Annotated in this window: 11 protein-coding genes; 2 read left to right on the top strand and 9 right to left on the bottom strand. The window is 72.5% G+C overall.

Annotation, left to right across the window (positions count from 1 at the left end; translation table 11 throughout):
- Window positions 1-19: 19 nt before the first annotated feature.
- Window positions 20-1852 (bottom strand): flavin-containing monooxygenase, encoded by a 1833-nt coding sequence (locus tag HGK34_RS06680; RefSeq protein WP_244666490.1) that lies wholly within the window; start codon window positions 1850-1852, stop codon window positions 20-22.
- 166 nt (window positions 1853-2018) lie between these two features.
- Here HGK34_RS06680 and HGK34_RS06675 point away from each other — a divergent pair, with 166 nt between their 5' ends.
- Window positions 2019-2606 carry a TetR/AcrR family transcriptional regulator gene (locus tag HGK34_RS06675; RefSeq protein ID WP_201845806.1) on the top strand — a complete coding sequence of 196 codons (588 nt, stop codon included), beginning with the start codon at window positions 2019-2021 and terminating at the stop codon, window positions 2604-2606.
- Here HGK34_RS06675 and HGK34_RS06670 read toward each other — a convergent pair.
- The 6 genes from HGK34_RS06670 to hxlB all read right to left on the bottom strand — a co-directional run bounded on the left by HGK34_RS06670 (window position 2584) and on the right by hxlB (window position 7796).
- A complete protein-coding gene (locus HGK34_RS06670) occupies window positions 2584-3714 on the bottom strand; it encodes a HoxN/HupN/NixA family nickel/cobalt transporter (protein WP_201845805.1) in 1131 nt (376 codons plus the stop codon). The two genes, HGK34_RS06675 and HGK34_RS06670, sit on opposite strands and share 23 nt — an antisense overlap.
- A 27-nt stretch (window positions 3715-3741) precedes the next feature.
- Window positions 3742-4560 carry a sulfite exporter TauE/SafE family protein gene (locus tag HGK34_RS06665; protein WP_201845804.1) on the bottom strand — a complete coding sequence of 273 codons (819 nt, stop codon included), beginning with the start codon at window positions 4558-4560 and terminating at the stop codon, window positions 3742-3744.
- Window positions 4561-4600: 40 nt separating this feature from the next.
- Complete coding sequence (locus HGK34_RS06660; protein ID WP_201845803.1) at window positions 4601-5980, bottom strand: MBL fold metallo-hydrolase; 1380 nt, start codon at window positions 5978-5980, stop codon at window positions 4601-4603.
- A gap of 36 nt (window positions 5981-6016) precedes the next feature.
- Complete coding sequence (locus HGK34_RS06655) at window positions 6017-6337, bottom strand: rhodanese-like domain-containing protein (protein WP_201845802.1); 321 nt, start codon at window positions 6335-6337, stop codon at window positions 6017-6019.
- Between the two features lie 197 nt (window positions 6338-6534).
- Window positions 6535-7158, bottom strand: a complete 624-nt coding sequence (gene hxlA / locus HGK34_RS06650) for a 3-hexulose-6-phosphate synthase (protein WP_201845801.1) — start codon at window positions 7156-7158, stop codon at window positions 6535-6537.
- Window positions 7159-7220: 62 nt separating this feature from the next.
- Entirely contained in the window at window positions 7221-7796 is a 576-nt protein-coding gene (hxlB, locus tag HGK34_RS06645) for a 6-phospho-3-hexuloisomerase (protein ID WP_201845800.1), read from the bottom strand.
- A 101-nt stretch (window positions 7797-7897) separates the two neighbouring features.
- Between hxlB and HGK34_RS06640 the strand changes: the two genes are divergently transcribed.
- Window positions 7898-8725: a helix-turn-helix transcriptional regulator gene (locus HGK34_RS06640; RefSeq protein WP_307815828.1), complete on the top strand. Its 828-nt coding sequence runs from the start codon at window positions 7898-7900 to the stop codon at window positions 8723-8725.
- Between the two features lie 97 nt (window positions 8726-8822).
- Here the strand turns inward: HGK34_RS06640 and HGK34_RS06635 are convergent, their stop codons facing one another.
- Window positions 8823-9059 carry an SCO4226 family nickel-binding protein gene (locus HGK34_RS06635; protein WP_201845799.1) on the bottom strand — a complete coding sequence of 79 codons (237 nt, stop codon included), beginning with the start codon at window positions 9057-9059 and terminating at the stop codon, window positions 8823-8825.
- A gap of 546 nt (window positions 9060-9605) precedes the next feature.
- A complete protein-coding gene (locus HGK34_RS06630) occupies window positions 9606-12743 on the bottom strand; it encodes a carboxypeptidase regulatory-like domain-containing protein (protein ID WP_201845798.1) in 3138 nt (1045 codons plus the stop codon).
- Window positions 12744-12842 lie beyond the last annotated feature (99 nt).

Below are 12842 nucleotides of genomic sequence, written 5' to 3'. Positions count from 1 at the left end.
GTGGGCTGGCCCTCGCGGCTCAGCCGTCCGCCGGTTCCGCGGCGCCGACGAGGACGTCGCTCATGTCGCCCTCGCGCCACTGCGCCAGCACGCGGTGGAACGCGACCGGCCCGGGGGCGTACGACGTCGGCGCCCCGCCCCTGCGGGAGCCCTCGCCGTTGTAGTAGCCGGGCGTGCACTCGGCCAGGAACGCGGAGTTGTCCCGGCCGGCCCCTTCCTCGGCGATGGTGGCGGCCCAGGCGTCCTGGGCTGCCACGGTGGGCTCCACGTGGCGCGCCCCGTCCTTCGCGGCACGGGCCACGACGGCGGCGATGTGCCCGGCCTGCTCGGACAGGATGTGCACGAAGTTGACCGAGTTCGCGTTCTGCACGCTGCCGAGATGGAACAGGTTGGGGAACCCGTGCGCGGAGAAGCCGTGCAGCGTGCGCGGCCCGCGAGCCCACGCCTCCAGCAACTGCGTGCCACCCCGGCCGTGGACGGGCAGGGTGCCGGAGACCACGCCGGAGACGCCCACCTCGAAGCCGGTGGCGAAGATGACACAGTCCACCTCGTACCCGTGGGTGCCGACGACCACCGCGTCCTCGGTCATCCGGGTGACGCCGCCGTGATCGGCCGTGTCCACCAGGGTCACGTTCGGCCGGTTGAAGGACTGCAGGTACTGGTCGCTGAAGCCGGGGCGCTTGCACATGTACCGATACCAGGGCTTGAGCGCTTCCGCGGTGGCCGGGTCCTCCACGAGCTCCTCCACCCGGGCGCGAAGCCGGTTCATGGTGGCGAAGTCGGCCAGCTCGTCCAGCCGCTCGCGCTCGGCCGGGTCCAGGGTCGTGTCCACCGCACCCGTGATCATCTGGCGCTGCAGCCGCGCCGTGCCGGTCCAGCCGTCCCCGATCAGGTCTTCCTCGACCGGCTCGCCCGCAAGAGTCGCCAGGAAGTTCTCCATCCGCTCCCGCTGCCACCCCGGCCGCAGCGAGGCCGCCCATTCCGGGTCGGTGGGCCGGTTGTCCCGGACGTCCACCGTCGACGGCGTCCGCTGCATCACGTAGAGGTGCCGGGCGTCGCGGGCGAGGTGGGGCACCACCTGAAGTCCGGTGGCACCGGTGCCGATCACCGCCACGCGCTTGTCCGCGAGGCCGGTCAGGCCGCCGTCGGCCGTACCCCCCGTGTACGCGTAGTCCCAGCGGCTGGTGTGGAAGGTGTGGCCGCGGAAATCCTCGATGCCCGGGATGCCGGGCAGCTTGGCCTGCGAGAGCGTGCCGGAGGAGACGACGACGTACCGGGCGCGCATCACGTCCGATCGATCGGTCCGCACCACCCACTCGCCCGCCTTCTCGTCCCACCGCAGCTCGGTGACCCGGGTGTGGAAGGCCGCATCCCGGTACAGGCCGTAGTGCTCGGCGATCCGCACGGCGTGCTGCCGGATCTCCTCCCCGGGCGCGTAGCGCCACCGCGGCAGGTACCCCGTCTCCTCCAGCAGCGGCATGTAGACGTAGGACTCGATGTCGCAGTGGATCCCCGGATACCGGTTCCAGTACCAGGTGCCACCGAAGTCACCGGCCTCGTCCATCATGCGCAGGGACTCCACGCCCGCCTCGCGCAGCCGTGCCCCGGTGAGCAGGCCGCCGAAACCGCCGCCCACCACCAGCACCTCGACACGGTCGGTCAGCGGCTCGCGCTCGACGCGCTCGGTGTACGGGTCCTTGGCGTAGTAGCCGAACTCCCCGGCCGCCCGCCGGTACTGAGCGGCGCCGTCCGGACGGACCCTCCGGTCACGCTCCCGCCGGTACCTCTCGCGCAGCTCGTCCGGGTCAAAGCCCAGGTCACGGGGCTCGGAGGTGGTGGTGGTGTCGGTCAAGGCTGAACCTTTCGTCGGGCCGGTGGGCCAGAAACGTACATGCGTGTACGTTTCTAGCACAGGGAGCCCCCGCGAGGCGAGGTCCCGATCCCCCGGCACGCACCCGGCCGGCTCCCGGCACACCCGTCCGCCCCTGCGCCGGGCACGGCTCGGTAGCCTCGGACGCATGACGCACGCACCCACCCGGCGAGACGCCGCGCGAAACCGCGAGCGCCTGCTGGACGCCGCGCGAAGCGTCTTCGCGCGCCTCGGGCCCGACACACCGCTCGACGAGATCGCCGCGGCCGCGGGCGTCAGCCGCACCACGCTCCACCGGCACTTCGCCAGCCGCGAGATGCTCGCCTCGGCCGTCCTCGCTCAGAACGTGGCCGAGATCGAGGCACGGTCCGCCGCTCTGGCCGGCGCGGACGACGGTGCCGAGCAGCTCTTCCATCACCTCCTCGACGCGCAGCTCGAAGCCCCCTGGCTGGCTCGGATGATCGCGGGAGGGACGTCCCTGGGACTGGGTGAGCTCTCGGCACGTACGGCTGCGGCGATCGCACCCCTGGCCGAGCGGGCTCGCGCGGCCGGCGCCCTGCGGCCGGGGGTGACGGTCGACGACGTCCTGCTCACGCTGCCCATGGCGATGGCGGCCCAGGCGGCCGAGGCGTACGACGGGAACCAGCACCCCTTCACGCGGGTGCGCGCTCTCCTGCACCAGGCCCTGTTCACCACCGGCCCGGAGCCCTACCTCATGCGCCCCCGCGAGTCGTAGCGGGAACCGCCGCGACGCCGTCCCGGGGCCGTTCGAACCGGCCGAGGCGCCAGACGACGGCGCTCACGCCCCAGGCCAGGAGGATCAGCCCGGCGAGCGCGTAGCCGACGTGGCCCAGGTCCAGCCCGGCGGCCCAGCCGAGGAACCCGTCGCCGGCCCCGGTGCGCTCGGCGAGGAACTGGAGCAGCACGATCGCTCCGACGCCCAGCGCGACCACGACGGACAGCAGGGTGACGGCGAGGTTGTAGTAGACCTTGCGGACGGGGGCGAGGAACGCCCATCGGTAGGCGCGCGCCATGAGCACGCCGTCGGCGGCGTCGAACAGGCTCATGCCGGCCGCGAAGAGCACCGGCAGCACGAGGATGGCGTACCAGGGCAGGGTCAGGGCGGCGGTGCCGCCGGCGAGCACGAGCAGGGCGACCTGGGTGGCGGTGTCGAGGCCGAGACCCATGAGCAGGCCGACCGGGTACAGGTGCCATGGCGCGCCCACCCGGCGGGTGAACCGGCTCAGCACCCGCGCCAGCAGGCCCCGGTTGTTCAGGTGCCGTTCGAGTTCGGCCTCGTCCAGTGGGGCGCCGCGCAGTTCCCGGAAGACCCGGAGGATCCCGGCGACGGACCCGAGGTTGAGCAGGCCGACGAGGATCAGGAACGTCCCGGCGACGACCGCGCCCACGGCGCCCAGGGTCTGCTGCAGGCCGGAGCCCGCGCCGGAGACCGGGCCGACGACGGCCCGCAGGCCCAGGGCGAGCAGCAGCGAGAGGCCGAGGACGACGCTGGAGTGCCCCAGGGAGAACCAGAGCCCGGTGGTCGCGGCGGGCCGTCCCTCGCCGACGAGCTTGCGGGTCGTGTTGTCGATGACGGCGAGGTGGTCGGCGTCGAAGGCGTGCCGGACGCCGAGCAGGAACGCCGTGGCGCCCACCCCGACGCCGAACACTCCGGCGCTGCCGATCTCCAGGCCCTGCGGGACCACGGCCAGGAGGAGCACGCCCCAGCCGACCAGGTTCAGCAGCAGCACGCCGGCGACCATCCCGGCGACCGAGCGCGTCTCGGCGCCGGGCCGGCGACGTGGCGGCGCAGTGCCGCGTGCGGCGGGCAGGGTGAGGGTCATGTACGGGTCCTTGGGTCCGGGAAACGGTCAGAGGAACGAGGAGATGCTGCGGACGGCGGTGTAGAGCGCGACGACGACCAGCAGCACCGTGAACGCGAGGTTGAGCCGGTCCGGCCGCACCCGCGAGGTGATGCGGGCGCCGAGGAAGCTGCCCGCCACGGCCGCTGCCGAGAAGGCGGCGATGACACCCCAGTCGAGCGAGACGTCCTGGCCGAGCCGGAACAGCAGCGAGCTCGCGCTGTTCACGGTGATGACCACCAGCGACGTCCCGACGGCGACGGGCATGGGCATCCGCAGGGCGAGCACCAGGGCGGGGACGACGGCGAACCCGCCGCCCACCCCGAAGAACCCGGTCAGCATCCCGACCGCGGTGGCCGTGGCGACCAGCACGGCGACCGCCTGGCAGCCGCACCGGAAGGGGCGCAGCGAGATCATCGGGGCCTCGCGGAGCTCCGCCTCGCGACCGCCGGGCGCGGCGGCCCGTGCGGCGGCGCGACGGCGCCGGGTCATCACCGCGGCGACCACGAGCATGAGGACCGCGAAGGCTGCGAGCAGGACGTTCTGGGGCACCGCGGCCGACATCAGCGAGCCCGCGAACGCGCCGCCGACGCCGAGGAGCCCGAACACGACGCCCTGCCCCGGGCGAACCCGGCCGGCCCGCAGGTGCGGCACCACCCCGATCAGGGTGGTGACCCCCACGATGACGAGGGATCCGGTAGTCGCCGACCGGGGATCGAGGCCCAGCAGGTAGACCAGCGCGGGGACGGTGACGATGGAGCCGCCGCCGCCGAGCGCGCCGAGGGCGACCCCGACGACGAGGCCGATCGGCAGGATCACCGCGAGCACGGCCGCGCCTCCCCCCGGCGTCGGGCAGCGGCCCGCGCGGTCACGCCGGGGCCGGCTGCGTCTCGGGGACCACGGCCAGGCCGGCCACCCGGGCGGAGCGGTCGAAGTCGTCGTCGACGGCCACGACCCGGCGGCCGGTGGCCGCGATCAGGGACGCGGCGATCGAGGCACGGTAGCCGGACGCGCAGTGCACCCAGATCTCCCCCTCGGGCAGGTCGTCCATGCGCGTGACGATGTCGTGGATCGGGACGTGCACGGCGCCGTCGACGTGCGCCGTACGCCACTCGCCGGCCCTGCGCACGTCCAGGATGGTGACGGACCGGTGGTGGCGGACCTGGACGAGGTCGGCGAACGTGGCGGTCGTGAGGGTCGCGAGCGGCGCGTCGGTCCACTCGGCCGGCCGCCCGGTCGCGGCCGCGGCGGGGCGGTCGATCCCGATCCGGACCAGCTCCCGCTGGGCTTCGGCGACCTGCTCGCGGGACTCGCCGAGCAGCGTGACCGGGGTGCCCCAGGGGATGAGCCAGCCCAGGTAGGTGGAGAACTGGCCGTCCAGGCCGAAGTTGAACGTGCCCGGCACGTGCCCCGCGGCGAACGCGGTGCGGTTGCGCAGGTCCACGAGCCACTCCCCCTGCTCGAGCCGGTGGCGGAGCTGCTCCTTGTCCGCCCGCTCGGGCTCGGACAGGTCCGCGGCGGCCGGGCCCGCCGCGTTCGCGGGACCCATGTGCACGTAGTACGCCGGATAGGCGTCCAGGCCCGCGAGGGTGTCGGCGACGAAGTCCTCCTCGTCCTGGCTCAGCACCGGGTTGATCAGCCGCTCCTGCCCGATCGTCGAGGCGGTCGCGTCCTCGCCCGCCGAGGTGGCGGCGCAGAAGGAGCCGAATCCGTGGGTGGGCATCACCCGCGTCTCGTCGCTCAGCTCGGCCGCGAGCCTGCGGGCCGAGCTGTACTGGTGACGGGCGAGGTCGTGCGTGTGGTTCTCCCCGAGCAGGTCGGGCCGCCCCGTGGAGCCGAACAGCAGGGAGCCGCCGGAGAACACCGCGGGCTCCGCGCCTTCGAGCACGTAGGACAGGTGCGTGAACGTGTGGCCCGGGGTGTGCATCGCGCGCACCCTCAGCTCGGGGCTGACCTCGACGACGTCGCCGTCACGGATCGGGGTGCGCTCGAACGACACCGCGTCGTCGGCGTTGACGTGGTACAGGGCACCCGTCTCCTGGGCCAGGGCGTAGCCGCCGGTGACGTAGTCGTTGTGGATGTGGGTCTCGAAGACGTGCGTGATCCGCACGCCGGCCGCGGCCGCCGCGTCCAGGACGCGGTCGATGTCGCGCTGGGGGTCGACGACGAACGCGACCTCCCCGTCGTGCGCGAGATAGGTGCGGTCGCCCAGCGAGGGCGTCTCGATGGCGATGATCCTGGTGGTCATGAAGGGGGTCCTCCCTGGACGGTGGTGGGGCGGCGCTCAGGCGTTCACGTGCGGTCCGGTGACGACCGGTCTCCCGGTCCCGATCCATGCCGTGGTGCCTCCACGGACGGAGTAGGCCTCGACGCCGGCGGCACGGAGGTGCTCGGTGGCGCGCAGGCTGCGGTTGCCGCTGGCGCAGATCGCGTAGACCGGCCCGCTCCCGGGGAACGTGCGCACGAGTCGCGCGAGCTCGCCCAGCGGGACGAGTTCGGCACCGGGGACGTGCCCCTGGACGTACTCGGACGGTTCGCGGACGTCGACGACGAAGGCGCCGTCCGCCCGTGCCGCGGCGAACTCGTCGATGGAGACCTCGGCCATGTGCATCCTTCCTGGCGACGGGCACCCGGGTATACCCCTGGGGTATCTGCGGAACTCAATATACCCCATGGGGTATCTGGAGTCCATGAGGGTACCCACCGGCACCGCGAGCACACGATCGAGCCCCGCCGGTCACCGCCGAGGTGGCAGTGACCGGCGGGGCTCGTCTCGCCGGTCCGCGTGCGGGAGATCCCCGCTCAGGCGATGGCCGCCCGGATCGCCGCGGCGGCCGCGGCGACGTCGGGGGCACCGTAGATCGCGCTGCCCGCGACCGCCGTCCGCGCCCCGGACGCCTGCGCGGCAGCGACGGTGCTCTCGTTCAGCCCCCCGGCGACCGAGAACGGCACGCCCGCGGCCTCACCGTCACGCAGGAGCGTGTCGAGGGTGAAACCGTCCTCGGCCTGCTCGTCCAGCCCCGCGTGCATCTCGACGAAGTCAGCACCGAGCGCCACCGCCTCGCGGGCACGAGCAGGCTTGTCCTGGACGCCGATCAGGTCGACGACCACGCCCTTGCCGTGCCGCTTCGCCGCGGTGACGGCGCCGGCGATGGTGCTGTCGCCCGCGGTCCCGAGGACCGTGACCAGGTCCGCGCCGGCCGTGAACGCGATGTCCGCCTCGAGTTCCCCCGCATCCATCGTCTTCAGGTCGGCGAACACGATCTTGTCGGGGTGGGCCTGCTTGATCGCGGTGATGGCGGACAGCCCCTCGCTCTTGATGAGCGGCGTGCCGAGCTCGAGGATGTCCACGTGCGGCGCCGCGGCAGCCGCGAGCGTGAGCGCGGCTTCGGTGGTGAGGGTGTCCATGGCGAACTGGAGTTGCATCGTCTTCTGCTTCCGTCTGGTGATCCGGGTGGGGGGGTTCGGGCTGGTCTCGCGCGTGGCGTCTACTCGAGGTTGGCGTGGCGGTGCCACAGGCCGTCGGCCGTCTGCCCGCCGCGCTGCCACAGGAGGTGGAACAGCGCGTCCCCGACCAGGAGCACGCCCTGCTCGAACAGCGAGCCGGCGTACTGCACGGACGCGGTCGCCGTGCGGTCGGTCTTGTGGGCAGCGGGCAGGACGACGACGGACGAGAGCCGCGCGAGCGGTGAGTCGGCGGCCGTGGTCAAGGCGGCGACCTGAGCGCCGACGTCGGTGGCGGTCTCCGCCGCCCGCACGACACCGGGGGTACGACCCGATCCACTCGCGACCAGCAGGAGGTCGCCCCGGCCGATGGCCGGTGCGGTCACCTCGCCGACGACGTGCACCTTCAGCCCCAGGTGCATCAGCCGCATGGCGACCATCCGCAGCGCGAGGCCGGAACGGCCGGCGCCGTGGACGAAGACCCGCCGGGCCGACTCCATGCGAGAGGCCAGGCCGTCCATCGGAGCGTCGCCGAGCGCCCGAAGGCGCTGGATGAGCTCGACGTTCTCGTCGGCGACGATCCCAAGGGCGTCAGCGACGCCGGTCCGAGTGGCATTCATGCGACTCAGCCTGCAGCACGCCTTCGCGGCGTGCCGCTACCAGGACCGGCAGTCGCCCTATCCTTTCGGGCAGGGAGACGCTTTCGGATAGGGTGCACGTCGTGGACCCGGACCCTCCCGTCCCCTCGCCCGAAGCGCGCGCGGCGGTTCGGCAGCACGCGCAGTCACTGGCCGAGCAGGCGGACCGCTACATGCTCGCGCTGGAGGCGGTCGTGGCGGCACTGCGCTCGAAACACCTCGACGACCACGCCGCCCGGGCCCAGGCGATCGAGATCGCGTCCGCCGAGCTCGTGCGGCTGCGCACCGCCACCGACGAACGCCGCACAGCCCTGATCGAGCCTGTCACCAGCGCTTTCTCACGCCTGCGAACAGACCTGCGGCCCCTGGCGCGCTTCGGCGACCTGGACGTGCAGTTCGTCGAGCCCCCGGCGACCGGACGCGGCCTGCCCGGCGACATCGCCCACGAGGCACGTGCCATCGTGCGCAGCGCCGTCCTCGCGCTCGCGGAGGGCGGGAGTGCCCGTCGCGTCCGGGTCCAGTGGGACTGCGACGGGCTGCACCTCCTCATCGAGATCCGTGACGACGGCGCGGGCGAGCTACGAGCCCACGACGACGCCATGCGCCCGATCGGGGAGCGCGTCCGGTCCGTGCGCGGATCGCTCGAACTGGAGTCCACGTCGGGGTGGGGCTCGAACCTGAGCATCAGGATCCCGCTCGACCCGCCGGCCACCGCCGCGCGGGTGGACGACTCCGAGGACCTCACCCCTCGCGAACGGGAGGTCCTGCGCCTGGTGGCCTCCGGCGCCCCCAACGCCGAGATCGCCGGGCAGCTCGGCGTGACGGTGAACACCGTGAAGTACCACGTCGGCAACCTGCTGCGGAAGCACGGGGCGCGCTCCCGTTCCGCACTGGTCGCCCTGACCCGCTGAGACGGGCGACGGCCCCCACCCGCGGGGGGAGGGCCGTCGTGGAGCGCGTGGCCGTCCGCCCGCGATCCGCACCGGTACCGGCCGGGCGGCGCCGCACCTACACCTCCAGCGGGACCGGGTAGACCTCGACCGCCGGGTGACCGGTGCGCTCGTGGATGCGCCTGACGGCGTCCGCGTTGGGCGCCTCCGACACGCACCAGACCTTCCCCGAGTCAGGGTCGGCCCACGCCTTCTGGAAGTCGACGCCCTCGTCGGCCTGGATGTCGACGTCGGCCTGGTGGGCCGCCTTGAGAGCCTCCTCGGTGATGCCCTGCATCCCTGTGTGCACGTCCATGAACCTGACCATGACCATGACCTCCTGACTGCTCCCGCTCGGAACCGCCTGTGGCGGAGTGGACATTTTCACGATACGCCGGGGGCCGGAACCCGACATCCAGAGGCGACCGCACCCGGTGACGGCCCGGCACGGAGCCGGCCGCTGTTCCGTTCACCCGAACGAAGCATTCCCTGCCGCACGAAGCATTCCCTGCCATGTGCCGATTCGCTACGTTCGTATCCACGAGAAGGGTGCGAACATGGTCAGAACGGTCGCGCAAGGATCCCTGAACACCACGTATGTCGTCGCTCACGAACCCCCGAACACACCGAAGCTCAGCCTCTTCCGAGGCTTACCGCACTGGGAGCCGCGAGGAACGGATTACGGACTGCCCGCCGACGCCGCTCGGCGTCGGATGGCGACATCGCCCAGGCCGCCGCGGAGACGGACGCCGTCCTGCGCACCCTGACCCGTTCGCGCAGGCTGTAGGCCCACGGGGACAACTCCCGGCGGCACCGGATCCGGCCCAGGAGGCAGCAGCCACCTCCCGGGCCGGTTCTTTCCCTACGGCGTTCCGGTGCTCACCCGGAAGTAGTCGACCAGGAGGTCGCCCTCGTTCGACCGGTTGCCGAAGAAGAGAAAGCGGTCGAGGTCGTCCACCTGCGTGCGCAGCGGCTGGTCCGCGAGCACCGGGGTGGTCAGGTCGTCGACGTAGAAGTCGAACGTGCCGGTGTCGAGGTTCACGACGTTCCGCACGGTGTACCACCGCCCCACCTCGTAGTCGGCCGCGTTCACCACGGAACTCGATCCGGTGACGTTGTGCGTCATGATCTTGCCCCGGGAGAACCCGAACGTCGCCGAGGGGTTGCTCGACGACGGCGGGTCGGCGGCGTTCCAGTCCGACTCCGTGTAGGAGTACATCGCGACCTGGTCCGGACCGTCGTACGTGGTGGTGCGCTGGAGCCGCGCCTCCAGCGTCACGACCCCGGTGAGGTCGAGGTCGCTCGTGTTGTAGACCGACAGGGAACCCCACCCGGACTTGTCGAGCCGCAGGTACCTGTTGCCTCCCCCGGCGGGGTCGTCGACGACCGTGACGGTTCCCGCCCCGGCGTCCGCCCGTGCGGCCAGCACGCCGTCGGCGGTGCCGGTGAACGCTCCTGCCGGTTCGTCGTCGAAGTCCTCGTCGATCACGTGGACGACGTCGCCGGGGTCGAGCGACAGGACGAGGTCCACCGTGACGGTGCGAGCCGCCCGGACGGTCACGTCGGACCGCGACGCCGGGAGATGGCCGTCCTTCGTGGCCGAGACCGTGTAGCCGTCACCGCCGTCCACGCCGGGAACGGTGAACCGCCCGTCGGCACCGCTGGTCGCGGTCGCGACCGCCTGCCCGCCGCGCGAGACCGTCACCGACGCGTCCGCGAGGCCCTCACCCCCTGAGGAGACGGTTCCGGCGACGGTGCCCTGGGTGGTCAGGGTCCGGCCGAGCGCCAGGTCCCGGCGCAGGGTCTCGCCGTCGCCCAGCGTCACCTCGACGGTGTCACCGTCGGCGTAGAGGTCCGCCGACGGGGTCAGCGCGTAGTCGCCCGCCAGGACCTCGATCGCGTACCGTCCGCCGTCGTCGGCGGCCACCGTGAGCTCACCGGCCGAGACCGTTGCGCCCGCCACCGGCTCGCCGTCCTGGTCGGTGACAAGGCCGGTGACGAGGCCGTTGCCGGTGGCGGGCCGGTAGGACGCCGGGCCCACGTGCGGCGGTGTCAGGACCTGCTCACCGAAGAAGTCGCCCGCCGGCGGCAGGGCGCTGCGGTTCGTGCCGCCGGTGACCTGGATGCCGGGAGCGATCTCGGCGAGGTCGACCGCCACCCCCGCGGAGATCAGGGCGGAAGCGGCCGAACCGGGCACGATGTTGCGCAGGTCGTCCGCCGGGTCCCCGCCGAGGACCGGATCGCCGGTGATGGCGGCGGCGTCGGCGGCCGGTGCGACGACCTCGGGCCCGAAGTAGGCGTTGTGGGAGAAGTCGACGCCGGGATAGCCGGCGGCGAAAGCGGCCCCGCCGACGTCCTCGCGCGTGTTCACGAAGACGTTGTCGATCAGGTGGTGCCGGTTCCGCTCGACCAGGTAGGAGCCGTTGCTGCCCGAGGAGTTGAAGAACCCGACACTGTCCTTGAGCGGCTCCCGGGTGTTGTACATCAGGTTGTTGTGGACGACGTTCACGCCGCTGTTCCCGTGCGGGTTGACGTAGTTGCGGTCCACGTCGGCGATGACGTTGTAGCGCACCACCGTGGTGCTGAAGCCGAAGCCGCACAGCAGGATGCCCTCGCCGGAGTCGTGCACGTAGTTGGCCTGCACGAGGATGTTCGAGGTCCCGCGGTCGGGGTCGATGCCGTTGGAGTCCGCGGCCCCGGTACGCGGCTCGAGCTCCGCGACCTCGTTGTCCTGCACGACGATGTCGTCCGAGTAGTACATCTCGATGCCGGAGACGCCCGCGCCGTCGATCACGTTCCCCTTCACCGTGGCACCCCGCACGCTGGTGAGGTACATCGCGTCCCAGCCGTACTCGGTGCCGCGGTTGGTGAGGTAGTTGTCGGCGATCTCGATGTCGGAGTGGGGACGCCAGTCCGGGTCCTCGGTGAGGGTCCCGTCGACGGCCGCCGCGCCGGCGGCGCGGTCGCCCCATCCGGGAGCGACGTCCCGGTAGCGGTTGGTGCCCATCCCGGAGAACTGGCGGAACGAGAGGTTCGCGAACGAGGTGTTGGCGAGGTAGCTGTCCCGGACGGTGACGTCCGCGAGCTGGGAGGCGGTGAGCGCGTCGCCCTTGAGTCCCTCGAACACGATTCCGCCCGTGCGCTTCGAGCGGTCCAGGCCCGCACGGCTGACCGACCAGGTCACGCCGGAGACGTCACGGACGAAGACGTCGTGGATCTCGAACCCCTTGAGGGTTCCCGCGTTCTCGGCCTGCACGTGGATGCCGCGCAGGTCGCCCGTGGCGGGGTTCTCGTCACCGGGGGTCTGGCCGTTGCCGGCGGCGGGCTCGAACGTGGTCGGGTCGAAGCCGTCGGTGACGTTGCTGATCTCCAGGTGGGAGATGTCCCAGTGCTGCTGGCCGGTCAGCTGCAGCACGTCGTTGACGACGCCGCGGCCGTTCAGCTCGGGAGCGTTCCCGTCGCCGTAGCTCGACAGGACGACCGGGGCGTCCGCCGTGCCCGAGCCCCGCGGCGCGAGCAGAGCGGTGGCGGGCTCGCCCAGCACGTCGCGCGGTTCTCCGGTGGTCCAGTCGGTGTAGTCGTAGGCCTCGCGCGCCACCTCGTCCCCGCCGGCGGACCAGGTGCTGCCGGCCCTGAGCAGGATGCGGTCGCCCGGGCCGAACACCGTGGCGTTGACGTTGGCGAACGTGCGCCACGCGGACGATCGCGAGGTTCCGGCGGCGTCGTCGTCCCCGCCCGCCGAGTCGACGTAGTAGGTGGTTCCCGTTCCGGTGGGGGCCGAGCCGTCCGTGACGGGGAGCAGGCCGCTGCCCACGACCTGGCGGCCCGCCGCCTTCAGCTCCGACTTGTCCAGGTAGCCGGCGGGCGGCCGTGCGTGGGAGGCGCCCGGCGTGGTCGCCGGTGGTGCGGCGGCCGCGGGCGCTGCGAGCGCCGCGGCCACCGTCGCCGCCGCGGCGAGCGCGGCCGCGAGGCGTCTGGGTGTGGACTGTGCGAGGTACATCGTCGTGCCTTCCTGTCCGTGAGGTGGGTGGTGGGGATGCCGGTATGCGGCCGGAGGCCCGGGTCGGTGAGCCGGCCGGTGGCGACCTGGCCGGGGAGG

It is taken from the genome of Myceligenerans indicum (assembly GCF_016742955.1).
GTDB classification, from domain to species: domain Bacteria; phylum Actinomycetota; class Actinomycetes; order Actinomycetales; family Cellulomonadaceae; genus Myceligenerans; species Myceligenerans indicum.
Note: the sequence above shows the minus strand (reverse complement) of the source record. Positions and strands in the feature narration are given on the sequence as shown.

Excerpts from the sequence above, each read along its gene's own strand:
- hxlA (WP_201845801.1), bottom strand. The coding sequence starts at position 7,158 with ATGCAACTCCAGTTCGCCATGGACACCCTCACCACCGAAGCCGCGCTC.
- HGK34_RS06675 (WP_201845806.1), top strand. The coding sequence starts at position 2,019 with ATGACGCACGCACCCACCCGGCGAGACGCCGCGCGAAACCGCGAGCGC.
- HGK34_RS06660 (WP_201845803.1), bottom strand. The coding sequence starts at position 5,980 with ATGACCACCAGGATCATCGCCATCGAGACGCCCTCGCTGGGCGACCGC.
- HGK34_RS06670 (WP_201845805.1), bottom strand. The coding sequence starts at position 3,714 with ATGACCCTCACCCTGCCCGCCGCACGCGGCACTGCGCCGCCACGTCGC.
- hxlB (WP_201845800.1), bottom strand. The coding sequence starts at position 7,796 with ATGAATGCCACTCGGACCGGCGTCGCTGACGCCCTTGGGATCGTCGCC.
- HGK34_RS06630 (WP_201845798.1), bottom strand. The coding sequence starts at position 12,743 with ATGTACCTCGCACAGTCCACACCCAGACGCCTCGCGGCCGCGCTCGCC.
- HGK34_RS06655 (WP_201845802.1), bottom strand. The coding sequence starts at position 6,337 with ATGGCCGAGGTCTCCATCGACGAGTTCGCCGCGGCACGGGCGGACGGC.
- HGK34_RS06635 (WP_201845799.1), bottom strand. The coding sequence starts at position 9,059 with ATGGACGTGCACACAGGGATGCAGGGCATCACCGAGGAGGCTCTCAAG.